General features: G+C 70.4%; 27 protein-coding genes. 14 read left to right on the top strand and 13 right to left on the bottom strand.

Annotation, left to right across the window (positions count from 1 at the left end; all coding sequences use genetic code 11):
- The coding region (locus AC0IW9_RS01685) for an Hpt domain-containing protein (protein WP_471646472.1) at positions 1–442 on the bottom strand (442 nt) is incomplete at its 3' end.
- 72 nt (positions 443–514) lie between these two features.
- Positions 515–1159, bottom strand: a complete 645-nt coding sequence (locus AC0IW9_RS01690) for a histidine phosphotransferase family protein (protein ID WP_471646473.1) — start codon at positions 1157–1159, stop codon at positions 515–517.
- 105 nt (positions 1160–1264) lie between these two features.
- Here AC0IW9_RS01690 and AC0IW9_RS01695 point away from each other — a divergent pair, with 105 nt between their 5' ends.
- The 6 genes from AC0IW9_RS01695 (at position 1265) to AC0IW9_RS01720 (ending at position 5984) form a co-directional block, all read left to right on the top strand.
- Positions 1265–1444, top strand: a complete 180-nt coding sequence (locus AC0IW9_RS01695) for a DUF3553 domain-containing protein (protein ID WP_471646474.1) — start codon at positions 1265–1267, stop codon at positions 1442–1444.
- Positions 1445–1552: 108 nt separating this feature from the next.
- Complete coding sequence (gene moaA, locus AC0IW9_RS01700; RefSeq protein WP_471646475.1) at positions 1553–2545, top strand: GTP 3',8-cyclase MoaA; 993 nt, start codon at positions 1553–1555, stop codon at positions 2543–2545.
- Positions 2546–2554: 9 nt separating this feature from the next.
- Positions 2555–2932: a hypothetical protein gene (locus tag AC0IW9_RS01705; RefSeq protein WP_471646476.1), complete on the top strand. Its 378-nt coding sequence runs from the start codon at positions 2555–2557 to the stop codon at positions 2930–2932.
- 97 nt (positions 2933–3029) lie between these two features.
- Positions 3030–3926: a carbon-nitrogen hydrolase family protein gene (locus AC0IW9_RS01710; protein WP_471646477.1), complete on the top strand. Its 897-nt coding sequence runs from the start codon at positions 3030–3032 to the stop codon at positions 3924–3926.
- A 16-nt stretch (positions 3927–3942) separates the two neighbouring features.
- Positions 3943–4758: an NAD kinase gene (locus AC0IW9_RS01715; protein ID WP_471646721.1), complete on the top strand. Its 816-nt coding sequence runs from the start codon at positions 3943–3945 to the stop codon at positions 4756–4758.
- A gap of 23 nt (positions 4759–4781) precedes the next feature.
- Positions 4782–5984 carry an MFS transporter gene (locus AC0IW9_RS01720; RefSeq protein ID WP_471646478.1) on the top strand — a complete coding sequence of 401 codons (1203 nt, stop codon included), beginning with the start codon at positions 4782–4784 and terminating at the stop codon, positions 5982–5984.
- A 27-nt stretch (positions 5985–6011) separates the two neighbouring features.
- Here AC0IW9_RS01720 and AC0IW9_RS01725 read toward each other — a convergent pair whose 3' ends face one another.
- The 7 genes from AC0IW9_RS01725 to AC0IW9_RS01755 form a co-directional block, all read right to left on the bottom strand.
- A complete protein-coding gene (locus AC0IW9_RS01725) occupies positions 6012–6263 on the bottom strand; it encodes a hypothetical protein (protein WP_471646479.1) in 252 nt (83 codons plus the stop codon).
- 328 nt (positions 6264–6591) lie between these two features.
- Positions 6592–6714, bottom strand: coding sequence for a hypothetical protein (locus tag AC0IW9_RS01730; RefSeq protein WP_471646480.1), 123 nt, complete (start codon positions 6712–6714; stop codon positions 6592–6594).
- Positions 6711–7748 carry an ABC transporter ATP-binding protein gene (locus tag AC0IW9_RS01735; RefSeq protein ID WP_471646481.1) on the bottom strand — a complete coding sequence of 346 codons (1038 nt, stop codon included), beginning with the start codon at positions 7746–7748 and terminating at the stop codon, positions 6711–6713. The genes AC0IW9_RS01730 and AC0IW9_RS01735 overlap by 4 nt, the downstream gene beginning before the upstream one ends.
- Positions 7745–8728 (bottom strand): ABC transporter ATP-binding protein, encoded by a 984-nt coding sequence (locus AC0IW9_RS01740; protein ID WP_471646482.1) that lies wholly within the window; start codon positions 8726–8728, stop codon positions 7745–7747. Before AC0IW9_RS01740 ends, AC0IW9_RS01735 begins: the two co-directional genes overlap by 4 nt.
- Positions 8725–9639, bottom strand: coding sequence for an ABC transporter permease (locus AC0IW9_RS01745; RefSeq protein ID WP_471646483.1), 915 nt, complete (start codon positions 9637–9639; stop codon positions 8725–8727). Before AC0IW9_RS01745 ends, AC0IW9_RS01740 begins: the two co-directional genes overlap by 4 nt.
- Positions 9636–10610, bottom strand: a complete 975-nt coding sequence (locus AC0IW9_RS01750; RefSeq protein ID WP_471646484.1) for an ABC transporter permease — start codon at positions 10608–10610, stop codon at positions 9636–9638. Before AC0IW9_RS01750 ends, AC0IW9_RS01745 begins: the two co-directional genes overlap by 4 nt.
- A complete protein-coding gene (locus tag AC0IW9_RS01755) occupies positions 10607–12214 on the bottom strand; it encodes an ABC transporter substrate-binding protein (protein WP_471646485.1) in 1608 nt (535 codons plus the stop codon). The genes AC0IW9_RS01750 and AC0IW9_RS01755 overlap by 4 nt, the downstream gene beginning before the upstream one ends.
- 285 nt (positions 12215–12499) lie before the next feature.
- Here AC0IW9_RS01755 and AC0IW9_RS01760 point away from each other — a divergent pair, with 285 nt between their 5' ends.
- Positions 12500–14071, top strand: coding sequence for an ABC transporter substrate-binding protein (locus AC0IW9_RS01760; protein WP_471646486.1), 1572 nt, complete (start codon positions 12500–12502; stop codon positions 14069–14071).
- 37 nt (positions 14072–14108) lie between these two features.
- Here AC0IW9_RS01760 and AC0IW9_RS01765 read toward each other — a convergent pair whose 3' ends face one another.
- The 4 genes from AC0IW9_RS01765 to thiS form a co-directional block, all read right to left on the bottom strand.
- Positions 14109–14576 carry an Lrp/AsnC family transcriptional regulator gene (locus tag AC0IW9_RS01765; protein ID WP_471646487.1) on the bottom strand — a complete coding sequence of 156 codons (468 nt, stop codon included), beginning with the start codon at positions 14574–14576 and terminating at the stop codon, positions 14109–14111.
- Positions 14577–14718: 142 nt separating this feature from the next.
- The gene (locus tag AC0IW9_RS01770) at positions 14719–15849 is read right to left on the bottom strand and encodes a type III PLP-dependent enzyme (protein WP_471646488.1); all 1131 of its coding nucleotides are present in this window, start codon (positions 15847–15849) and stop codon (positions 14719–14721) included.
- Between the two features lie 436 nt (positions 15850–16285).
- Complete coding sequence (locus AC0IW9_RS01775) at positions 16286–17089, bottom strand: thiazole synthase (RefSeq protein WP_471646489.1); 804 nt, start codon at positions 17087–17089, stop codon at positions 16286–16288.
- A gap of 2 nt (positions 17090–17091) precedes the next feature.
- Positions 17092–17304, bottom strand: coding sequence for a sulfur carrier protein ThiS (thiS, locus tag AC0IW9_RS01780; RefSeq protein ID WP_471646490.1), 213 nt, complete (start codon positions 17302–17304; stop codon positions 17092–17094).
- Between the two features lie 156 nt (positions 17305–17460).
- On the opposite strand from thiS, the gene aroQ reads away from it, so the two are divergent.
- The 7 genes from aroQ to AC0IW9_RS01815 all read left to right on the top strand — a co-directional run bounded on the left by aroQ (position 17461) and on the right by AC0IW9_RS01815 (position 22062).
- Positions 17461–17928, top strand: coding sequence for a type II 3-dehydroquinate dehydratase (gene aroQ / locus AC0IW9_RS01785; protein WP_471646491.1), 468 nt, complete (start codon positions 17461–17463; stop codon positions 17926–17928).
- 22 nt (positions 17929–17950) lie between these two features.
- On the top strand, positions 17951–18436 hold the full coding sequence (locus tag AC0IW9_RS01790; protein ID WP_471646492.1) for an acetyl-CoA carboxylase biotin carboxyl carrier protein: 486 nt from the start codon (positions 17951–17953) through the stop codon (positions 18434–18436).
- A 49-nt stretch (positions 18437–18485) separates the two neighbouring features.
- Positions 18486–19838 carry an acetyl-CoA carboxylase biotin carboxylase subunit gene (accC, locus tag AC0IW9_RS01795; protein ID WP_471646722.1) on the top strand — a complete coding sequence of 451 codons (1353 nt, stop codon included), beginning with the start codon at positions 18486–18488 and terminating at the stop codon, positions 19836–19838.
- 103 nt (positions 19839–19941) lie between these two features.
- A complete protein-coding gene (locus tag AC0IW9_RS01800) occupies positions 19942–20190 on the top strand; it encodes a type II toxin-antitoxin system Phd/YefM family antitoxin (RefSeq protein ID WP_471646493.1) in 249 nt (82 codons plus the stop codon).
- 2 nt (positions 20191–20192) lie between these two features.
- On the top strand, positions 20193–20615 hold the full coding sequence (locus tag AC0IW9_RS01805) for a type II toxin-antitoxin system VapC family toxin (protein ID WP_471646494.1): 423 nt from the start codon (positions 20193–20195) through the stop codon (positions 20613–20615).
- The gene (gene aat / locus AC0IW9_RS01810) at positions 20612–21283 is read left to right on the top strand and encodes a leucyl/phenylalanyl-tRNA--protein transferase (protein ID WP_471646495.1); all 672 of its coding nucleotides are present in this window, start codon (positions 20612–20614) and stop codon (positions 21281–21283) included. Before AC0IW9_RS01805 ends, aat begins: the two co-directional genes overlap by 4 nt.
- A complete protein-coding gene (locus AC0IW9_RS01815; RefSeq protein WP_471646496.1) occupies positions 21280–22062 on the top strand; it encodes a hypothetical protein in 783 nt (260 codons plus the stop codon). The genes aat and AC0IW9_RS01815 overlap by 4 nt, the downstream gene beginning before the upstream one ends.
- Positions 22063–22076: the final 14 nt, after the last annotated feature.

Raw genomic sequence — 22076 nt, forward strand, 5'->3', positions numbered from 1 at the left:
GCGCCACGGCGGCGGGCGGCGGCGGGGCGGCCGCGACGGGTGCGGGTGCCGCCGCGGGGGTATCCTCGCCGGAGGCCACGGCATTCAGCGAGGCGATCAGCGCGGCATCGCTGCCGGCCGGCTCCGATCCGGTCGCTTCCAGCCCGACGACGATGCCCCGGATGCAGTCGAGCGCGGCGAGGATCAGCGAGATGCCGGCCTGGGTGACCCGCAGGGTGCCGTCGCGGTAGCGGCCGAGCACGCTTTCGCCGGCATGCGCCACCGCCTCCATCCGGGTCAGCCCGAGGAAGCCGCAGGTGCCCTTGATGGTATGGACGATGCGGAAGACCTCGGAGAGAGTCGCCACATCGTCCGGCGATCGCTCCAGCCGCACCAGGGCGGCATCCAGCGCGCCAAGTCCTTCTTGCGTTTCGGTCAGGAAATCGGCGAGCAGATCGTCCATTTCGGTCCTCGGGGCAGTCTCCGGGGGAGAATGCCGTGCGAGGGGCGAAGATTCGGTAAACCGGAGGCGGCGTCAGCGGGCGCCGAGCAGCAGGGGCAGCGGCCCGGTCCCGCGGCCCAGGCCGAAGCTGGCGTCCCAGCCCGCGTCGGCCAGCAGCGCGAGCAGCAGCGGCGCCACCACCTGGCGCGGGCCGGCGGCCAGCACCTCCTCGGGCGGGGTGCCGGCGAGCAGGGCCAGCAGCGGCGCCGGCCAGGCCGCCGGCGTCGCGCTGGCGCCGGCGGGGCGCAGCGGCTGGGGCAGCACCACCAGCCCGGCCTCCGCGGTGCCGGACAGGAAGACGGTGCCGCCGCGCGGCATGGCCTCCGCCGCCAGCAGGGCGGCGTTGAGCGCGATGGGGACGAGGACGGCCGGCAGCAGGGCGCCGGGGGCGAGGCCTTCCAGGTCGAAGCGTACCCGGGGGGAGGCCGGGCAGCCCAGCAGCATGGCGGCCAGGCTGGCGGCATCGTGGTCCACGGTCGGGCCGCCCCAGGCTGCGGCATACAGCCGCAGCCGCTGGCGCAGCGTCACGCCGGTCTCCCGCGCCAGGGCCAGCATCTCCTCGTCCGGGGATTGCACCAGGTCCAGCGTCCCGCACAGCCCGCCGACCGCGCCGCCCAGGTCGTGGCAGAGCCGGGCGCAGAGGATGCGGGCAAGGCGGGTATCCAGGCTGGGGGTCATCGCGCATTTCCTGTGGCCAGCCCATGGGCTATCCTGCCGGGGTTAGCGAACCGTTGCGCCACCGTCTTGGCAAGGTGGCGATTTGCCCAGCCGCAAGGGGATTCCATGCCCGGCCTGCTCGAACCCGGAATGCGCGTGCGGCACCCGAGCCTGCCGGACTGGGGGGTGGGGCAGATCCAATCCGTGGTGGGCGACCGGGTGACGGTGAATTTCGAGCATGCCGGCAAGGTGCTGATCAATGCCGCCCTGGTCACGCTGGAACTGCTGGCGGAGGAGCGGGGCTGAGGCGGCGCGAATGGCCAGGGGCTTGCGGATGGCCAGGGGCTTGCGGATGGGGGGGGTGGGGGTCCAAATGTCGAACCCGATCCCCGTATCGTTGAAGGGTTTCACCATATGATCGATCCGTTCGGCCGACGGATCAGCTACCTCCGCGTCTCCGTCACGGACCGCTGCGACCTCCGCTGCGTCTATTGCATGGCGGAGGACATGACCTTCCTGCCCAAGCGGGAGGTCCTGACGCTCGAGGAGCTGGACCGGCTTTGCGGCGCCTTCATCGACCTGGGCGTGGAGAAGATCCGGCTGACCGGCGGCGAGCCGCTGGTGCGGCGCAACGTCATCAGCCTGGTGCGCAGCCTGGGAAGCCGTATCGGGGGTGGGGGGCTCAAGGAGCTCACCATCACCACCAACGGCACCCAGCTGACCAAGATGGCGGACGACCTTTATGCGGCGGGCATCCGGCGCATCAACGTCTCGATGGATACGCTCGACCCGGCGGTGTTCAAGTCGGTCACCCGCTGGGGCAAGCTGGACGAGGTGATGGCGGGGATCCACGCGGCGAAGGCCGCGGGCCTCGAGGTGAAGGTCAATGCCGTCGCGCTGAAGGGCGTGAACGAGCATGAGTACGACCGGATGATCACCTGGTGCGGCGAGCATGGCTGCGACCTGACGCTGATCGAGACCATGCCGCTGGGCGAGATCACCGGCGACCGCACCGACCAGTACCTGCCGCTGTCCGTCGTGCGGTCCCGCCTGCGGGAGCATTGGACGCTGGAGGAGACGGAGTATCGCACCGGTGGGCCGGCGCGGTACTTCAGGGTGAAGGAGACCGGCCAGCGGCTCGGCTTCATCACGCCGATGACCCATAATTTCTGCGAGACCTGCAACCGGGTGCGGCTGACCTGCACCGGCACGCTGTACATGTGCCTCGGCCAGGAGGATGCGGCCGACCTGCGGGCGCCGCTGCGCGACCCGACGGTGGGCGAGGCCGGGCTGCATGCGGCGATCGAGGCGGCGATGCTGCGCAAGCCCAAGGGGCATGACTTCATCATCGACCGCCGGCACGAGAAGCCGGCGCTGGCGCGGCACATGAGCGTGACGGGGGGCTGAGGGGCGTTGATGGGCCTGTTGCAGGAACTGTCGGCCAAGCTGGCCATTCCCGGCCTGCCGGACTGGACCGGGCCGCTGGCGCTGCTGGTGCTGCTGCTGGTCGGCCTCGCCTATCTGCTGATGCCCTTCAGCGTCTTCGGGGTGAAGGGGCGGCTGGAATCGGTGGAGGCGCAGCTGGATGAGATCCAGGGCGAGCTGCGGCTGCTGTCCATGCGGCTGGCCGAGGCGCCGCGGCGCGGTGCTTCGGCCTCCGACGACTGGCTGGAGATGCCGGTGCGCCCGAGGCCGCCGCTGGAGGAGCCGGTGATGCGGGCGACCCCGCCGGTGCCGCCGCCGGCCGCCTGGCCGGAGCCGGGGCGGCGGGGGCGGGCCGAGCCGCGCCTCTGAGCCCCGTGCCTTGCTGAACGCCGTGCCTTGCTGAGCGAGGTGCCTTGCCCTGGCGGCCCGGCCGGGGCTTGATGCGCCGATCCGGCGGAGAATGGCGATGCGCGTCAGCGTCATCCAGATGAATCAAGGCAGCGAGAAGCAGGCGAACCTCGACCAGGCGCGGCGGCTGGTCGAGGCCGCCGTCGCGGCCGACCGGCCCGGGCTGGTGAGCCTGCCGGAGACCTGGACCAACCTCGGCGGCGGGCGGGAGAGCCGGCAGGCGGCGGCCGAGGTGTTGCCGAAGAATGGAGCCGAGGGCGGGCCGGCCTATGAGCTGCTGCGCGGGCTGGCGCGGGCGCATGGCATCCATGTGCATGGCGGCTCGATGATCGAGGCGCCGGGGCCCCATGGGACAGCAATGGGCGACGACCCGGACAAGCTGTTCAACACCACGGTGGTCTTCGACCCGGCCGGCGCCGAGATCGCCCGCTACCGCAAGGTCCACATGTTCGACATCGTGGCGCCCGACGGCACCGGCTACCGCGAGAGCGCGCTGTATGGCGCCGGCGACCGGCTGGTGACCTTCGAGGCCGGCGGCATCACCTTCGGCTGCACCATCTGCTACGACATGCGCTTCGCCGAGCAGTATGTCGCGCTGCGGCGCCTGGGCGCGGAGGCGATTCTGGTGCCCTCCAACTTCACCCTGCAGACCGGCAAGGACCATTGGGAGGTGCTGCTGCGGGCCCGCGCCATCGAGACGCAGTGCTGGATCGTCGCCGCGGCCTCGACCGGGCAATACCTGGAGCGGGGGCAGCCACGCTCGGTCTATGGGCATTCGCTGGTGGCGGACCCCTGGGGGCATGTGGTGGCCAAGGCCTCGGACGGCATCGGCTGGGCGACGGCAAGGCTGGACCCGGCGGTGACGGCGCGGGTGCGCAAGGACATGCCGGTGCTGGCGCATCGCGACGCCAGGCGCGTGGATTTCGATGCGGACGCAAGGCCGCCCGCGCTGTGATGCGCGCGTGAACGAGATCCTGGCCATCCCGCCGGCCCTGCCGCAGCCGGTGCCGCGGCCGGAGGATTTCGCCGGACGCATCGCCTTCCTCGCCGCCGCGACGGAGACGGCCTGCGACGCACGCAAGCGGCTGGTCGCGCTCTATGGCGATGCGCCGGCGGAGACGGCGGCGGCGATCGTGGCGCTCGGCGGCGATGGCTGCATGCTGGAGACGCAGCACAAGCTGCTCGGCCTCAACCTGCCGATCTACGGGATGAATTGCGGCAGCGTCGGCTTCCTGATGAACGACTACCGCGAGGATGCGCTGCCGGCCCGGCTGGCGGAGGCGCAGGCCTCCCTGCTGCATCCGCTGCGGATGCGGGCGGTGGCGGCGGATGGCACGGTGGCCGAGGCGCTGGCGATCAACGAGGTCTCGCTGCTGCGGGAGACGCGGCAGGCGGCCAAGATCCGCATCCTGATCGACGGCAAGGAAAGGCTGCGGGAGCTGATCTGCGACGGCGTGCTGGTGGCGACGCCGGCGGGCAGCACCGCCTACAACCTTTCGGCGCATGGGCCGATCGTGCCGCTAGGGGCGAACCTGCTGCCGCTGACGCCGATTTCCGCCTTCCGCCCGCGACGCTGGCGCGGCGCGCTGCTGCCGGGCGATGCCGCGGTGGTCTTCGAGATCCTGGAGGCCGAGAAGCGGCCGGTGGCGGCGGTGGCCGACTACACCGAGGTGCGCGACGTGCGGCGGGTGGAGGTGCGGGAGGACCGCAGCGTGGCGCTGACCCTGCTGTTCGACCCGGACCATGGCTTGAGCGAGCGGATCATCGCGGAACAGTTCACGGTCTGAGCCAACACCTCTAGGTTGCCGGGATGGAAGGCAGCTTTCCCCCAGCCGAGATTGCGAAGCCGGCGTCCGACCGGCGCCTGGTGGCCTGCATCGCGCTGGGCCAGACCATCGGCTGGGGCACGCTGTTCGCCTCCTTCCCGCTGTTCGGGGCGCCGCTGGAGGCGGAATTCGGCTGGTCCCGCACCGCCTTCAATACCGGGCTGACCCTGGCGCTGCTGGTCTCCGGCCTGGTCGCCATCCCGGTCGGGCGCTGGGTGGACCGGCGGGGCGGGCGCTGGCTGCTGGCGCTGGGCGGCTGGGGCGGGGCGCTGCTGCTGCTGGCGCTGTCGCGGACCACCTCCCTGCCCGGCTTCTGGGCGATCTGGACGGCGATGGGGCTGGTGCAGGCCTGCGCCCTCTGGGGGCCGGCGATGGCGGTGGTGGTGACCACGGCGCGGGACCCGGTGAAGGCCATCACCGGCATCACCTTCATCACCGGCTTCACCAATACGATCTTCGTCCCGCTGACCGCGCTGCTGATCGAGCAGCTCGGCTGGCGCGGGGCGCTGCTGTGCCTGGCGGGGCTGCAGGCCATCCCGGGGGTGCTGGCGCTGTGGCTCTTGCCGGTGGATGCGGCGCGCGGCCGGGCGGCCGGGCGGGGCGGCTTCAGCCTGGCGCGGGCGGTGCGGTCGCGGGCCTTCCTCGGCATCGCCGGGGCGCTTGCGGCGCATGCCTTCATCGGCGTGGGGCTCGGGGCGCATGTGATCCCGCTGCTGCGGGAGAAGGGGCTGCCGGAGGCCTCGGTGCTCGCGCTGGTGGCGCTGCATGGGCCCTTCCAGGTGGCGGCGCGGGCGGCGCTCTATGGGCTGGGGACGCGGGTGACGATGCGGGGCGTCGGGCGGCTCGCGTCCCTGCTGGTGCCGCTGGCGATGCTGGCGCTGGCGCTCGCCCCGCCGGCCTTCGCCTGGCTGGTGCTGTTCATCCTGGCCTGGGCCATGGCGGATGGGCTGATGACCATCGTCCGCGCCGCCGGGGTGGTGGAGATCCTGGGGCGGGAGGGCTATGGCGCCATCACCGGGGCGCTGAGCGTCGCCACGGTGCTGCCGCGCACCCTGGCACCCGTCGCCATCGCCCTGCTGTGGCAGGGCGCGGGCGGCTATGGGCCGGTGCCCTGGCTGCTATGCGGGCTGGGGCTGCTGGGGGCCGCGGCCTTCGCCATGGCCGCGGCGCAGCCGCCGCCGGCCTAGGGCAAGCATCACGCGACACGCAACGGCCTAGGCCATAGGCGGGAGGTCGTCGTCCGCGGTGGCATAGACCGGCGGGACATAGCCGACCTGGCTCTGGATCATCACCAGCGTGCCGGAGAACATCCCGGCCGCCGCCGTCAGATGGCCCCAGATATTGGATCCCGGGTTCTGCCAGACGCCCAGGCCAAAGGCGATGGTGACGGCGAGGGAGATGCCGATCCAGAGCAGGAGGTTGTTCGTGACATGGGCGCTGGAGGCCCGGTAAGCGCGCATCGGCATGGAGTGGCTCCCTGCCCGGTGGTGCTGGCGCCGGGTGGCGGCACCCTGCACAGGCTTGCCGATGATCCGCGAGTGAAATAATGGCCACGAAGCTCGCAGCGGCCGTGACCGATCACCGACTTCTCACTCGAACGCGCAGCTCGTGAAACGAAACTCCCCGGCACGTTAGATGCGCGTTATCGGTCCAGGCGGCAAACAGATGGCATGACGAAACAGCCGCCCGAGCCTTTCCTCGCCTGGATCATCATCACGACCGTCCTGCTGCTCGGGATCCTCGGCCTGGTGTTCCTGAGATAACGCGGCACCAGGACGGCACCGCGCGCCGGGCCTAGCGCGCGCGGCCATCCTCGCGCAGGGATGGTCCGACCCCGCCGCCGATATAGGCGCCGCTGGTGCCGCCGCCGCCGGCACAGCCGGCGAGCAGCAGGACGAGGAGAAGCGCGGCCCTCATGCGGCGTCGTTCAGGTGGCAGGCGCTGCGATGGCCGGGGCCGATCTGCCGCAGCGCCGGGCGTTCCACCCTGCAGCGATCGAAGGCGAAGGGGCAGCGCGGGTGGAAGTGGCAGCCGCTGGGCGGGTTGAGCGGCGAGGGAATCTCGCCCTTCACCCCGGCGAAGGCGCGCTTGCGGGCGTCGATGCGGGGGACCTCGGCCAGTAGCGCCTGGGTATAGGGGTGGTTGGGCTTGCGGAAGACCTCCTCGGAGGGCGCCTCCTCCACCACCCGGCCGAGGTACATGATGACGACGCGGTCGCTGAGGTGCTCGACCACGCCGAGGTCGTGGCTGATGAAGAGGTAGGTGAGGTCGAGCTCCCGCCGCAGCTTCATAAACAGGTTCAGGATCTGGGCCTGGATGGAGACGTCGAGCGCCGCCACCGCCTCGTCGCAGACCAGGAATTCCGGCTGCACCGCCAGCGCCCGGGCGATGCCGATGCGCTGGCGCTGGCCGCCGCTGAACTGGTGCGGGTAGCGCTTCTTCAGGGTGGGATCGAGGCCGGCGCGGCGGAGCTGCTCGTCCACGTAGCCCTCGTAGTCGCCGCGCGGGATCATGCCGTGGTACTGCGGCGCCTCGCCGACGATCTCCTGCACCTTCAGCCGCGGGTTGAGCGAGGCATAGGGGTCCTGGAAGATCATCTGGGTGCGCAGCTTGGCATTCTTCGCCTCGGCCGCGTTCAGCGTCTTCAGGTCGCGGCCGCGCCAGAGGATGGTCCCGTCGCTCGGCGGCATGATGCCGGCGACCATGCGGCCGAGGGTCGACTTGCCGCAGCCGCTTTCGCCGACCAGGCCGACGACCTCCCCCTTGCGGATGGTGAGGTCGACGCCGTCCACCGCATGCACGGTCTCGTCGCGGATATTGGCGCCGAGGCGCTGGGCGAAGCGGGCGGCGAAATCCAGCGTCTTCGAGAAGCGCTTGGAGACGCCGCGCAGCTCGATGATCGGCTCGGCCAGGGTGGCGGCGGCGGGCGGCGGTGCCAGGGTCTCGCTCATGCGGCCACGGCCTCCTCGTCATGCGGGTGGATGCAGCGGGCGAGGCGGCCGGGGCGGTATTCCGCCATCGGCGGCGGCTCGGCGCAGCGGGGCTCGGCGCGGGGGCAGCGGGAGCGGAAGGCGCAGCCGGCCGGCAGGTTGAGCAGGGAGGGCGTCATGCCGGGGATCTGCCGCAGCGGCTCGCCCCGGCGGTTGCGGCTGGGGACGGAGCCGATGAGGCCGAGCGTGTAGGGATGCAGCGGCGCATCCAGCACCTGCGCCACCGGGCCGCTTTCCACCACCTTGCCGGCGTACATCACGGCGATGTCGTCGGCGAGGCCGGCGACCACGGACAGGTCATGGGTGATCCAGACCAGGGCGGTGCCGAATTGGGTGCAGAGCTTCTGCGCCTCCGCCAAAATTTGGCCCTGGATGGTGACGTCGAGCGCGGTGGTGGGTTCGTCCGCCACGATGACGTCGGGCTTGTGCAGCAGGGCGATGGCGATGGCGACGCGCTGGCGCATGCCGCCGGAGAATTGGTGCGGGTAGCTCTGCAGCCGCTCGTCCGGGCTGGGGATGCCGACCTGGCCGAGGGCGTCGCGGGAGCGCTGGCGGGCTTCCTCCCGGCTGACCTTGGCATGGGCCTGCACCGTCTCGATCATCTGGGTGTCGATGCGGAGGACCGGATTCAGGGTCATCATCGGGTCCTGGAAGATCATCGCGATGCGGTTGCCGCGGAGGCCCCGCATCTCGGCTTCCGGGAGCGTCGCCAGGTCGCGGCCCTTGAACAGGATCTGGCCGCCGGTGATGCGGCCGGGGGCATCGACCAGGCCGATGATGGAGAAGCCGGTCACGGTCTTGCCGGAGCCGCTTTCGCCGACTAGCCCCATGACCTGCCCGGATTTCACCGAGAAGGAGACGTCGTCCACCGCCTTCACCACGCCGCCGCGGGTGAAGAAATGCGTCCGGAGGTTGCGGACCTCGAGAGTGGGGGCGCTCATTTCTTCAGCCTCGGGTTCAGGACATCGCGCAATTGGTCGCCGACGAGGTTGATCGAGACGATGGTCACCAGCAATGCGATCCCCGGGTAGAAGCTGATCCAGTACTTGCCGCTCAGCATGTATTCGTAGCCGTTGGCGATGAGCAGGCCGAGCGAGGGCTCGGTGATCGGCACGCCGAGGCCGAGGAAGCTGAGCGTCGCCTCCAGCGCGATGGCACGCGCCACCTGCATGGTGCCGACGACGATGAGCGGCGGCAGGCAATTGGGCAGCAGGTGGCGGAAGATGATGCGGCGCGTCGGCAGGGCCAGGCACTGCGCCGCCTCGATGTATTCCCGCCGCCGCTCGACCAGCGCCGAGCCGCGCACGGTGCGGGCGTAGTAGGCCCATTCGACGATGACCAGCGCGAGCACCACGTTGAAGATGCCCTTGCCGAGGAAGGCGAGGATCATCAGCGCGGCGAGGATGGCCGGGAAGGAGAGCTGCAGGTCCACCAGCCGCATCAGCAGGCTGTCGGTTCGGCCGCCGGCATAGGCGGCGATCATGCCGAGCGAGGCGCCGACCAGGCAGGCGATGATGGCCGAGCCGGCACCGACCATGAGCGAGATGCGGAGCCCGTACATGATGCCCGAGAGCATGTCGCGGCCCTGGTCGTCGGTGCCGAGCCAATAGGTGAAGCCGGCGCCGCCGACCGTCCCCGGCTCCATCCGCCCGTCCATGATGTCGAGCTGGGCGAGGTCGTAGGGATCCTGCGGCGCGATCCAGGGCGCCAGCACGGCGATCAGCACGATGGCGGTGAAGACCAGCAGGCCGAGCATGGCGATGCGGGAGGCGCAGAATTCGGAGACGAAGCGCTGAAGCGGCGTCTCGACCTTCGGCACCGGCGGTGCCGCGGCGATGGTGGTGGTGCTCAAGACTTGCCCTCCAGCCGGACCCGCGGGTCGAGCAGGGAATAGGTGATGTCGACCAGCAGGTTGATGGTGATGAAGAGCAGCACGATCATCATGAGGTAGGCGACCATCACCGGGCGATCGAGCACGTTGATGCTGTCGATGATGAGCTTGCCCATGCCCGGCCAGGCGAAGACGCTTTCCGTCACGACGGAGAAGGCGATGGTGCCGCCAAACTCCAGGCCGACCACGGTGACGACCGGGATCAGGATGTTCTTGAAGACGTGGACGAAGGTGACGCGCGTGGGCGAGAGGCCCTTGGCGCGGGCGAATTTCACGTAGTCCATCAGCATGGTCTCGCGCACGCCGGCGCGGGTCAGGCGGATGACGAGGCTGATCTTGAACAGCGCCAGGTTCAGCGTCGGCATGGCCATGTGGGCGAGGCCGTCGAGGGTGAGGAAGGACCAGCGGGTGCCGAGGAGGGTCACCGTCTCGCCCCGGCCGGTGCTGGGCAGCCAGCCCAGCTGCACCGCGAAGACCATGATGAGCATCAGCCCGACCCAGAAGGTGGGCAGCGAGAAGCCCAGGATGCTGGTCGCCATGATGCCCTTGGAGAGGGTGCCGTTCGGCCTGAGCCCGGCATAGAGGCCGAGCGGCAGGCCGATGAGCAGCGCCAGCAGGGTGGCGCCGACCGCCAGCTCCAGGGTCGCGGGCATGCGTTCGAGGATGAGCTTCAGCGCCGGCTCGTTGAAGACGAAGCTCCGGCCGAGATCGCCCTGCAGCGCATTGCCGAGGAAGACCAAGTACTGCTGCCAGAGCGGCAGGTCGAGGCCGAGCGCCTTGATGGCGCGCTCGCGCTCGAACTGGTCGGCCTCGGGGCTGATGAGGATCTCGATCGGATCGCCGACGGCGAAGACGCCGAGGAAGACCAGCAGCGACATCACGAGGACGACGGCGGCCGCCTGGAGCAGGCGGCGGAGCAGGAAGACGGTCATCGGGCGGCGGCCGGGCGGACGTCCTGCGCCCGGGTCAGCTCGTCGGCGCGGGCCTCATGCGCGAAGCCGCGGCGCATGGCCCAGGCGTTCTTCTGGATATGGATGGGGATGATGCCGACATCGTCGAAGACCATGCGGGTCGCCTGCTGCAGCAGCGCCTCCCGCTTGGGGTCGTCCAATTCCCGCATGGCCTGGTCCAGCACGCGATCGGCCTCCGGATTCGAGTAGCGACCGCGGTTGGAGGCGCCGTAGCCCTTCTCGCGGTCGTAGGTGGCGGTGAGGTTGCGCAGCGGGTTGGATGCCTCGCCGGAGGAGGTGCCCCAGCCGATCAGGAAGGAGGAGAATTCCTGGCGGGCGGCGCGGCCGACGAAGGTGGTCCAGGGCTGCGCCTCGATGGTGGTGCGCACCCCGGCCCGGCTCCACATCTGGCCGATGGCCTGGACGATGCGGCTGTCGTTCGGGTAGCGGTCGTTCGGCCCGTGCAGGGTGATGCGGAAACCCTGGGGGAAGCCGGCCTCGGCGAGCAGCTTCTTCGCCGCCTCCGCGTCCTGCCGCGGCGGGTTCAGGCCGGGGGCATAGCCGAAGCTGCCCTCGGGCAGGAACTGCCCGGCCGGGATGGCGGCGCCTTCCATCACCCGCTCGGTGATGGCGCCGCGGTCGATCATCAGGGACAGCGCCCGGCGGACGCGGGGGTCGCGCAGCGGGTTGCGCGGGATCGGCTTGCCGTCGTTGTCGGTGACGAAGGGGGAGGCATCCGACCGCAGGTGGTCGAGGCCGAGGAAGATGAGGCGGAGGCCGGTGGTCTCCGACAGGCTGAGCCGCGCATCACCGCGCAGCTTGGCGAGGTCGCTGGTCGGCACCTGGTCGATGACGTCGACGTCGCCGGCGAGCAGCGCCGAGGTCCGGGCGGCGTCGTTGGTGATCATCCGGTAGTTGACCCGGGCCCAGGCGGGCTGGGTGCCGAAGTAGGCGTCGTTGCGCTCGAACTCGATGCGGTCGCCGTTGCGGTGGCTGACCATGCGGAAGGGCCCGGTGCCGATCGCCATGGGGCCGGCGTTGAAGCCCTCGGTCGTCGCCGCCGCATGGGTCTCGCGGTCGAGGATCATCACGCTGGCGAGGTCGGTCGGCATCAGCGGATAGGGCGAGGCGGTATGCAGCCGCAGGGTATGGCTGTCGACGATCTCCACCCGGGTGATCGGCCGGGTGTAGATGGCATAGGAGGAGGGCGAATTCGGCACCTTCGGCACACGGTCGAAGGTGAAGGCGACATCCTCGGCGGTGAAGTCGGAGCCGTTGTGGAAGCGCACGCCCCGCCGCAGCTTGAATTCCCAGGTGGTGGCATCGACCGCGCGCCAGCTCTCGGCGAGGTCCGGAATGACCCGGGCATGGCCATCAGTCGTGGTCAGCCCGCTGAAGATCATCTGCGCCACGGCGGTATTGGGCGAGAGCTGGTGGTAGTGCGGATCGATGGAGGTGACCGGGGCGCCGACGCCCATGGTCAGGGTGCCCGTGGTCTGTGCTTGCGCCGGGGCCCCTGCCGGCAGCGCGGCGAGCGCAATTGCCAGAGCAGCGGCCAGACCGGTCGCGTGACGGTGGTATGCCATTATGTCCCTCGGAAGCCCCAGCAGTGGCGAAACTAGCATTCGGTTAATCCTCTCGCTAGGTTTCGCTGAATTCGGAACGGGAATGACCAGATTTTCGGCAGGGTGCCGGCCATGCTGCCCAGTATGGTAGCACTGCCCCGGCGCATGGGCGGATCGGTCGGCGTTTCATCGGCCCTGCTCCTGTCCCGCGCATCCGCGCCGGGCCGGGGCTCGCAAGCCTGATGCCAAGCCTTGGTCGGCGCCGCGCGGGCGGCTAGTGTCCGCGCCAATCCGGGAGAATCATCGATGCACCGCCCTGCCCTCGCCGCCGCCCTGCTACTGGGTTCGGCCCTGCCCGCCTGGTCACAAGGCACCACGCTGAATATCGGGATCGGGGGCGCCGTCACCTCGGTGGATCCGCATTTCTACAACGCCTCCCCCAACAACAGCCTGGCGATGCATATCTTCGACCGGCTGGTGGAGCGCGATGCCAAGGCGCAGCCCTTCCCCGGCCTGGCCGAGAGCTGGCGCGTGGTCTCCGACACGGTCTGGGAGTTCAAGCTGCGGTCCGGCGTCACCTGGCACGACGGCAAGCCCTTCACCGCCGACGACGTCGCCTTCACCATCCAGCGCACGCCCAATGTGCCGAACAGCCCCGGCGGCTTCGGCGGCTTCGTCCGGGCGATCGAGCGCGTCGAGGTGGTGGACCCGCTGACCGTCCGCTTCCATACGGCGCGGCCGCATCCGCTGCTGCCGACCGAGCTCGCCTCCGTCGCCGTCATCTCCCGCCACGTCGGCGAGGGCGCGGCGACCGAGGACTACAACAGCGGCCGCGCGGCGATCGGCACCGGGCCCTACCGGATGGTCGCCTACCGCTCCGGCGACCGGACCGAGCTGGCGCGGAACGACAGCTATTTCCGCGGGCCGGAGCCCTGGGCGCGGGTGAACTACCGCTTCATCGGCAACGACGGGGCGCGGACCGCGGCGCTGCTGGCCGGCGACGTCGACATCATCGACCAGGTGCCCTCGACCGACCTTGCCCGGCTCAAGCGCGATTCCAAGGTGGTGGTCTCCGAGGTGCAGGGGCTGCGGCTGATCTACCTGGTGCTCGATGCCTCCCGCCGCGGCAACGTGCCCTTCATCACCGACAACGACGGCAAGCCGCTGGCGACCAACCCCTTCGACGACCTGCGGGTGCGCCGGGCGCTGTCCATGGCGATCAACCGCCCGGCGCTGGCCGAGCGGGTGATGGAGGGGACGGCGCAGCCGACCGGGCAATGGCTGCCGCCGGGGACCTTCGGCTACAACCCGGCGATCGCCGCGCCGGCCTATGACCCGGAGGGGGCGAAGAAGCTGCTGGCCGAGGCCGGCTTCCCCCAGGGCTTCCGCATGACCCTGCACAGCCCGAACGACCGCTATCCCAACGACAGCAAGGCGGCCCAGGCCGTGGCGCAGATGTGGAGCCGCATCGGCATCCGCACCGAGGTCGAGGCGGTGCCCTGGGCGAGCTTCGCCCAGCGGTCCAACCGGCAGGACTATGCCATCCGCCTGTCCGGCTGGAGCAGCGTGACCGGCGAGGCGACCTATGCCCTGGTCAATATCCTCGGCACCTTCGACCGGGAGAAGCGGACGGGAGCCAGCAATGCCGGGCGCTATTCCAACCCGGCGCTGGATGCGCTGACCGAGCGGGCGGCCGCGACCATCGACGACCCGACGCGCGAGGCGCTGCTGCGGGAGGCGGTGAAGACCGCGATGGACGACCAGGCCATCATCCCGATGTTCCAGCTGATGAACAGCTGGGCCCTGCGGCGCGGGCTGCGCTACGAGGCGCGGATGGATGAGCGGACCACGGCGATGGCGGTGCGGACGGCGCAGTAAGGCGGCAGGCCGGGGGAGGCATTCCCCCGGCCTGCTTCTATTCGTCCGGGTCGGCGGGGGCGACCGGCAGGATGGAGGTTTCCTTCACCGTGGCGATGGCCAGCAGCGTCTCCACCCGCTGCACGCCGGATTGCGCCCGCAGCTCGTCGTTCAGGAAGGCGTCGAGCGCCGGGAGATCGGCGAGGCGGACCTTCAGCAGATAGGTCCAGTCGCCGGTGATGGCATGGCATTCCAGCACCGCCTCCTGCCGCCGCATCGCCTTGCGGAAGGCGGCCTCGTCCCGGCCCGGGGCGACGGTGACGAGGATATGCACCAGCAAGGGGCAGCCGGCGGCGACGGGGTCGAGGTCGGCGCGCCAGCCGCGGATGACGCGGCGTTCCTCCAGCCGCTTCACCCGTTCCGCCGTGGCGGAGACCGAAAGCCCCGCCACCTTCGCCAACTCCGCCAGCCCCGCACTGCCATCCAATTGCAGGGCAACGGTGATGTTCCGGTCGATCTCGTCCATGGCGCCAGACTATGCGCCCGGAGGAGGCTTGGGAACGGAGAGAATTCGGGCCGCGTGCGGCCCGATCCGGTTAGGCCCCGATCCGGTTCCGGCTGGTCGTGCGATTCACGCCTTCCGGTGAAGCCACCTCAGGCGATCGCACTCAGACGTAATGCTCGGCCAGCGGGCGGAAGCCGTTGAAGGCCTGGCTCGCATAGGTCGTGACATAGGCGCCGGTTGCCAGCAACTCCACCCGGTCGCCGCAGTCGAGCGCCAGCGGCAGGCGGTAGTTGGACTTCTCGTACAGCGTATCGGTGCTGTCGCAGGTCGGGCCGGCGATGGTCACCGGGCCGTCGGCGGCGCCGTCGTGCGGGGTGCGGAAGGCATACTTGATCGCCTCGCCCTCGGTCTCGGCCAGGCCGCCGAAGCGGCCGATGTCGAGATAGACCCAGCGCACCGGATCGTCCTTCGCCTTGCGGGAAACGAGCACGACCTCGGCGCTGACCACGCCGGCATCGCCGACGATGAAGCGGCCCGGCTCGATGACGATGTCGGGCAGCGCATTGCCGAAATGCTCGGTCATGGCGCCCATGATGGCGGCGCCGAAATCGTCGATCTCCGGCACCTCGGAGCGGTAGCGCACGGGATAGCCGCCGCCGAGGTTGACCATGCGCACCTTCACGCCGGCATCGCGCAGGTCGGTGAAGAGCATGGCGACCCGGGCGATCGCAGCCTCATAGGCGGCGGTCTGGGTCTGCTGGCTGCCAACATGGAAGCTGAGGCCGAAGGGGTCGAGGCCGAGCTCGCCGGCGAGGACCATCAGCTCGCGCGCCATCTCCAGCTCGCAGCCGAACTTCTTCGACAGCGGCCATTCGGCGCCGAGGTTGCCGACCAGGATGCGGCAGTAGACGCGGGCGCCGGGGGCGGAGCGGGCGAGCTTGCGCAGTTCCGCCTCGCTGTCGAAGGCGAACATGCGTACGCCGGCGGCATAGGCGGCGCGGATCGCGCTCTCCTTCTTCACCGTGTTGCCGTAGCTGATCGAGTCCGGGGCGGAGCCGGCCTCCAGGCAGGCCTGGATTTCCTCGAAGCTGGCGGCATCGAAGGAGGAGCCGAGGCCGACCAGGCGCGAGAGCACCGGCGCGGCCGGGTTGGCCTTCACCGCGTAGTAGATGCGCGCGAGCGGCAGCGCCGCCATGAGGCGCCGATAGTTTTCCTCGACCCGATCGACGTCGAGCACGAGGCACGGGGTTGCCGGCGCGACATCGCGCAGGAAGCGGGAGACCTTGGGGGTCATCGCACCATCCTTCACAGACTGGAAGGACCGCCCCAAGATCGGGCGCGGCCCCAGATTAACGAAACGGTCGAACGAACCAGCGACCAAGGGGACCGCGAGACCTGCGCCCTGCGGGGTTGCCAGAACGCTTGACGTCGTTGCGTAAACCTTGCGCCGCGGTGACCGTTTCAGTTGCGCCGTTGTGGAGGGGCGCCGGGTTCCGTGGGCTTGGGGCCAGAGGCACGTGCGTACTGCGTCTGAGGCGGCATATAGGGCCCACCCCTCCGACTTGAAAGCGGAAATCGCGGGAAGTAGCGGATTATTTTCCAGTAACCGGCGGCGGCGGCCGGAAACTCCTCCGAAGGGCCGCTGCTGTTCCGGGTGATCCGCGCGCCGGGACGGCGGATGGCCGGTAATAACCCCGGCGGCGACTCCGCCGCCCCTCGGACTCCGGCCTTTAACGAATCAGGCCGGAGAGCGGGCTGGAGGGATCGGCGGCATATTGCCGCGGCATCCGGCCGGCGAGGTAGGACAGCCGCCCCGCCTGCACCGCCGCCTGCATGGCGCGGGCCATGCGGATGGGGTCCTTGGCATGGGCGATGGCGCTGTTCATCAGCACCGCCTCGCAGCCCAGCTCCATGGCGATGGCGGCATCCGAGGCGGTGCCGACGCCGGCATCGACCAGCACCGGGACCTTGGCGTTCTCGATGATGGCGCGGATCATCACCGGGTTCTGGATCCCGAGGCCCGAGCCGATCGGGGCGCCAAGCGGCATGACGGCGACGGCCCCCATCTCCTCCAGCCGCTTGGCGGCGATCGGGTCGTCCGAGCAGTAGACCATGACCTGGAAGCCGTCCTTCAGCAGGACCTCCAGCGCCTCGAAGGTCGCCCGCATGTCGGGATAGAGGAAGGGCGGCGGGCCGAGGACCTCGAGCTTCACTAGGTTCCAGCCGCCGGCCTCGCGCGCCAGGCGCAGCGTCCGGACGGCCTCCTGGGCGGTGAAGCAGCCGGCGGTATTGGGCAGGTAGGTGTAGCGCTTGGGGTCGACGTAGTCCTGCAGCATGGGCGCGGCGGGGTCGCCGAGGTTCACCCGGCGGACCGCGACGGTGACGATCTCGGCGCCCGAGGCATCGATCGCCCGGCCGGTCTCCTCCAGGTCCTTGTAGCGGCCGGTGCCGACGATCAGGCGGGAGCGGAAGCGGAGGCCGGCGACCTCCCAGGTGTCGTCGGGAAAAGTCGCGGCGTCGATGTTGCTGTCCATGGTCAGCCTCCGCCGATGAAGTGGACGATCTCGAGCTGGTCGCCGGCGGCGAGCCGCGTGGCGTCATAGGTCGAGCGGGGGACGATCTCGAGGTTGCGCTCGACCGCGACCTTGCGCGTATCGAGCCCGATCTGCAGCAGCAGCTCGGCCAAGGTCACGGGCGCCGGGATGTGCCGGGGCTCGCCATTCACGGTGATCGGGATCGTATCCGCCATGCGGGGAATGTGGCGAAGCGGGGGGGCGAGGACAAGCGGGGGCAGGCCCGGGGGCCATGCATGCGGCGCGGGGGGGCATCCCGGGCGGGGCCATGCTTGCGAGCGGAAAGCCCTCCGTGCTAGCGCAGCCGCCCGCATCCTTGCCGGATATGCCCCATGTCGCCCCCGCTGGTCGTCGTCCTCAATGGCCCGAACCTCAACCTGCTCGGCACGCGGGAGCCGGAGAAGTACGGCCACTCGACGCTCGACGACCTGGAGGCGCTCTGCGCCGAGGTGGCGGAGGGGCTCGGGCTGGCGATCGACTTCCGCCAGACCAATGGCGAGGGCGAGCTGATCACCTGGGTGCAGGAATGCCGCGGCCGGGCGAGTGGCATCATCATCAACCCGGCGGGCTATACCACCACCTCCATCGGGCTGCTTGACGCGCTGATCGCGGTCGGGCTGCCGGTGATCGAGGTGCACATCACGAACATCCACCGCCGGGAGGAATTCCGGCACCACAGCTTCGTCTCCAAGGCGGCCACCGGGGTCATCGCCGGCCTGGGCGTGCAGGGCTATGCCCTGGCGCTGGACGCCATGGCCGGGCTGATCGCCCCGATGGACGACCCGGACGAGGCGGCGTGAGCATCACGCCGGAGAAGAGCGCATGAGCAACGGCATCCAATTCGACCCCGAGGCGATCCGCGCCCTGGCGCAGATCCTGCGGGACACCGACCTGACCGAGATCGAGCTGGTCGAAAAGGACAGCCGCATCCGGGTGGCGCGCAAGCCCGCCCCGGTGGCGGCGCCGGCCCCGATGAGCTGGCCGGCGGGCATGGCCCAGGGCGGCATGGTGCAGGCCGAGGTGGCGCCGGTCGCCGCGCCGGCGGTGGCCGCGGTGGTGCCGGATGCCAAGCACCCGGGGCTGGTCGCCTCCCCCATGGTGGGCGTCGCCTACCTGTCCTCGGAGCCGGGGCAGCCGCCCTTCGTGACGCTCGGCGCCAAGGTGGCGCAGGGGCAGACCCTGCTGCTGATCGAGGCGATGAAGACCTTCAACCAGATCAAGGCGCCGCGGGCCGGGACGGTGACGCGCATCCTGATCGAGCCTGGCACGCCGGTGGAATATGGCGAGCCGTTGATGATCGTCGAATGAGGGTGGCGATGCAGCGGCCGTCCGATCGCCGCGGGGCGAGCCACGCATGATGTTCGGCAAGGTCCTCATCGCCAACCGGGGCGAGATCGCGCTGCGCATCCACCGGGCCTGCCAGGAGATGGGCATCCGCACCGTCGCGGTGCATTCGACCGCCGATGCCTCGGCCATGCATGTGCGCCTCGCCGACGAGAGCGTCTGCATCGGGCCGCCCTCGGCGCGCGACAGCTACCTGAACATGGCGGCGATCCTCTCCGCGGCGCAGATCACCGGGGCGGATGCGATCCATCCGGGCTACGGCTTCCTGTCGGAGAATGCCAATTTCGCCGAGATGGTGGAGGCGCATGGCCTCGCCTTCATCGGCCCGACCGCCGCGCATATCCGCATGATGGGCGACAAGATCACCGCCAAGGACGCGATGCGCCGGCTGGGCGTGCCGCTGGTCCCCGGCAGCCTGGGCGCCCTGGCCTCGGTGGATGAGGCGCGGCAGGTGGCGGCCGAGATCGGCTATCCCGTGCTGATCAAGGCGGCGGCCGGCGGCGGCGGCCGCGGCATGAAGGTCGCGCAGGACGAGGGCGAGATCGAGGAAGCCTGGCGCGTCGCCCGGACCGAGGCCAAGGCCGCCTTCGGCAACGACGAGGTCTATCTCGAGAAGTATCTCGACCGTCCCCGGCACATCGAGCTGCAGGTGCTGGCCGATACCCACGGCAACGTCGTGCATTTCGGCGAGCGCGACTGCTCGCTGCAGCGCCGCCACCAGAAGCTGGTGGAGGAGGCCGGCTCCCCGGTGCTGAACGCCGCCGAGCGCGATGCGCTGGGCGCCCAGGTGACGCGGGCGCTGCGGGAGCTGGGCTACCGCAATGCCGGGACCCTGGAGTTCCTCTGGCAGGACGGGGTCTTCGCCTTCATCGAGATGAACACCCGGCTGCAGGTCGAGCATCCGGTGACCGAGATGGTCTGCGGCATCGACCTGGTGAAGGAGCAGCTCCGCGTCGCCGCCGGCGAGGCGCTGGGCTACGACCAGTCGGAGATCCGCTTCCATGGCCATGCCATCGAATGCCGGATCACCGCCGAGGATCCGGAGAGCTTCGCCCCCTCCCCCGGCAAGGTGCATACCTACCACGCGCCGGGCGGGCTCGGCGTCCGGGTCGATAGCGCGCTGTATTCCGGCTATTCGGTGCCGCCGCACTACGACAGCCTGATCGCCAAGCTGGTGGTGCATGGCGCGACCCGGGCCGAGGCGATCGCCCGGCTGCGGCGGTCGCTGGCCGAGATGGTGGTGGACGGCATCCACACCACCCTGCCGCTGCACCGGGCCATCGTGGAGGACCGGGAGTTCCAGTCCGGCGACTATACCATCCATTGGCTGGAGCGCTTCGTGGCGAAGCGGGCCCCGGCGGGCTGAGGCATGTCCAGGTCAGGCGGCCAGGCCTGACGGTTCGGACAGGCGACAGGCCGCCCGAGGCTTTCCGGTGGCGATCTGGCCATCGGATGGCTATATTCCGGCCATGCCGAGCCATAGCATCGCCGAGGCCAAGAACCGGTTTTCCGAACTCATCGACCTCGCCCTGAAGGGCGAGGAGGTGGTGATCACCCGGCACGGCCAGCCGGTGGTGGAATTCCGGCCGGTCCAGGCCTCGCCCGGCCCGGTGACGGACGAGGCGCTGGACTGGCTGCGGCGCCACCGTGGCGGCCCGGCCCGGCCGAAGGCACCGGCCGCGGTCGATCTGGTCCGGCAGATGCGGGACGAGGATTGAGCTTGCGCGCCGCGCTCGATACCAGCGTCCTGGTGTCCCTGTTCTGGCAGGATGCGCATACCACCCGGGCCGAGCGCTACATGGCGCGCGAGCGCCCCGTGCTGGTGGTCAGCGACCTGGCCGGCGTGGAATTCGCGGCGACCCTGGCCCGGCTGGTCCGCGCGGCCGCGATGCAGCGGCACGAGGCGGTCGCGGTCTTCGACCTTTTTGACAGCTGGACCAGCCGGGAGAGCCAGCGGGTCACCGCCATGCCGGCCGACCTGGCGCTTGCCACCGCCTGGATCCGGCGCCTCGACCTCAACCTGCGGGCGCCGGATGCGATGCATCTCGCTATGGCGGGCCGCCTCGGCGCCACGATGGTCACCTTCGACGACGGCATGGCCGCCGCCGCCCGGACCCTCGGCATTCCGGTCGCCGAGGCATGAGCCGCCGGCACCTCGACATCACCCCGGAGCTCATGCTCCGCGCCTATCGGGCGGGGTTGTTCCCCATGGCCGAGAGCCGTGGCGGCGACAAGCTCTATTGGCTGGACCCGGAGCGGCGCGGGGTGATCCCGCTGCATGAGGGCTTCCACCTCTCGAAGCGGCTGCTGCGGACGGTGCTGAACGGACCCTACCTGGCGACGGCGGACGTGGATTTCCCCGGCGTCATCGCCGGCTGCGCCTCCCCGGCGCCGGGGCGGGAGGAGACCTGGATCAACCCGGAGATCGAATCGCTGTTCCTGGCGCTGCATCGCATGGGCCATGCGCATTCGATCGAGGTCTGGGAGCAGGACCGGCTGGTGGGCGGGTTGTACGGCGTGGTGCTGGGCGGTGCCTTCTTCGGCGAGAGCATGTTCAGCCGGGCGCGCGATGCCTCCAAGGTCGCCCTGGTGCATCTGGTGGCGCGGCTGCGGCTGGGCGGCTTCACCCTGCTGGACAGCCAGTTCCTGACCGAGCACCTGGCGCAATTCGGCGCGCACGAGATTCCCCGCGCGGATTACAAGCGGCGGCTGGCGACGGCGGTGGCGACCCCGGCGGATTGGATCAGCCGGCCCTATCCGGCCATGCTGGAGGCGGAGATCCGCGCCATCCGGGCCGGCAGCGCCGCGTGAGCGAGGCGCCCGAAGACGCCTTGCCGCTTCGGGCCAAGCGGGTGCAGGGCGGCGTCGCCACCGCGGATGTGGTGGTCTCGGCCCATGCCGGCGGCAATGCGGCGCTGTTCCCGCGCATCCTGGCGCTGCACGTGCCGCCGGGCTCGGTCATCGCCGATGTCACCTTCGGCCAGGGGGTCTTCTGGCAGCAGGTGCCGGCGGGGGCCTATACCGTGCTGCCCAGCGATATCGCCACCGGCACGGATTGCCGCGCCCTGCCCCATGCCGATGCGGCGCTGGACGCGCTGGTGCTGGACCCGCCCTACATGGAGGGGCTGCTGCGGCCGAAGGCGGGGACCCGGGGCGGGCTCGGCAGCCATGCCGGGCTGCGGGACTATTATGCCGCGGGGGGCGAGACCCCGGCCGGGCCCGGCACCGGGCGCTGGCACCAGGCGGTGCTCGACCTCTACCTCGCGGCGGCGGCCGAGGCGCGGCGGGTGCTGCGCGACCACGGCATCCTCATCGTCAAATGCCAGGACGAGGTCAGCGCCAACCGGCAGGAGCTGACCCATGTGCAGGTCATCACCGGCCTGGCGGAGCTGGGCTTCTATGCCCGGGACCTCTTCGTGCTGGTGCGGTCCAACCGCCCCGGCGTGGCGCGGCTGCTGCGGCAGGTGCATGCGCGGAAGAACCACAGCTATTTCCTGGTCTTCCAGAAGGTGCCGACGGGCCAGGCGGTGAGCCGCTACCGGACCCGGGACCTGCCGCCGCGCCGGCCGGGCTTGGCGGCGGCGCCGTAAGGGCGCAAGAAGCG

This window comes from Belnapia sp. AC561 (genome assembly GCF_979252845.1).

Bases quoted from the DNA above. Each gene is read 5' to 3' on its own strand.
- AC0IW9_RS01690 (WP_471646473.1), bottom strand. From the start codon at position 1,159: ATGACCCCCAGCCTGGATACCCGCCTTGCCCGCATCCTCTGCGCCCGG.
- AC0IW9_RS01695 (WP_471646474.1), top strand. From the start codon at position 1,265: ATGCCCGGCCTGCTCGAACCCGGAATGCGCGTGCGGCACCCGAGCCTG.
- moaA (WP_471646475.1), top strand. From the start codon at position 1,553: ATGATCGATCCGTTCGGCCGACGGATCAGCTACCTCCGCGTCTCCGTC.
- AC0IW9_RS01705 (WP_471646476.1), top strand. From the start codon at position 2,555: ATGGGCCTGTTGCAGGAACTGTCGGCCAAGCTGGCCATTCCCGGCCTG.
- AC0IW9_RS01710 (WP_471646477.1), top strand. From the start codon at position 3,030: ATGCGCGTCAGCGTCATCCAGATGAATCAAGGCAGCGAGAAGCAGGCG.
- AC0IW9_RS01720 (WP_471646478.1), top strand. From the start codon at position 4,782: ATGGAAGGCAGCTTTCCCCCAGCCGAGATTGCGAAGCCGGCGTCCGAC.
- AC0IW9_RS01725 (WP_471646479.1), bottom strand. From the start codon at position 6,263: ATGCCGATGCGCGCTTACCGGGCCTCCAGCGCCCATGTCACGAACAAC.
- AC0IW9_RS01730 (WP_471646480.1), bottom strand. From the start codon at position 6,714: ATGAGGGCCGCGCTTCTCCTCGTCCTGCTGCTCGCCGGCTGTGCCGGC.
- AC0IW9_RS01735 (WP_471646481.1), bottom strand. From the start codon at position 7,748: ATGAGCGAGACCCTGGCACCGCCGCCCGCCGCCGCCACCCTGGCCGAG.
- AC0IW9_RS01740 (WP_471646482.1), bottom strand. From the start codon at position 8,728: ATGAGCGCCCCCACTCTCGAGGTCCGCAACCTCCGGACGCATTTCTTC.
- AC0IW9_RS01750 (WP_471646484.1), bottom strand. From the start codon at position 10,610: ATGACCGTCTTCCTGCTCCGCCGCCTGCTCCAGGCGGCCGCCGTCGTC.
- AC0IW9_RS01755 (WP_471646485.1), bottom strand. From the start codon at position 12,214: ATGGCATACCACCGTCACGCGACCGGTCTGGCCGCTGCTCTGGCAATT.
- AC0IW9_RS01760 (WP_471646486.1), top strand. From the start codon at position 12,500: ATGCACCGCCCTGCCCTCGCCGCCGCCCTGCTACTGGGTTCGGCCCTG.
- AC0IW9_RS01765 (WP_471646487.1), bottom strand. From the start codon at position 14,576: ATGGACGAGATCGACCGGAACATCACCGTTGCCCTGCAATTGGATGGC.
- AC0IW9_RS01770 (WP_471646488.1), bottom strand. From the start codon at position 15,849: ATGACCCCCAAGGTCTCCCGCTTCCTGCGCGATGTCGCGCCGGCAACC.
- AC0IW9_RS01775 (WP_471646489.1), bottom strand. From the start codon at position 17,089: ATGGACAGCAACATCGACGCCGCGACTTTTCCCGACGACACCTGGGAG.
- thiS (WP_471646490.1), bottom strand. From the start codon at position 17,304: ATGGCGGATACGATCCCGATCACCGTGAATGGCGAGCCCCGGCACATC.
- aroQ (WP_471646491.1), top strand. From the start codon at position 17,461: ATGTCGCCCCCGCTGGTCGTCGTCCTCAATGGCCCGAACCTCAACCTG.
- AC0IW9_RS01790 (WP_471646492.1), top strand. From the start codon at position 17,951: ATGAGCAACGGCATCCAATTCGACCCCGAGGCGATCCGCGCCCTGGCG.
- accC (WP_471646722.1), top strand. From the start codon at position 18,486: ATGTTCGGCAAGGTCCTCATCGCCAACCGGGGCGAGATCGCGCTGCGC.
- AC0IW9_RS01800 (WP_471646493.1), top strand. From the start codon at position 19,942: ATGCCGAGCCATAGCATCGCCGAGGCCAAGAACCGGTTTTCCGAACTC.
- aat (WP_471646495.1), top strand. From the start codon at position 20,612: ATGAGCCGCCGGCACCTCGACATCACCCCGGAGCTCATGCTCCGCGCC.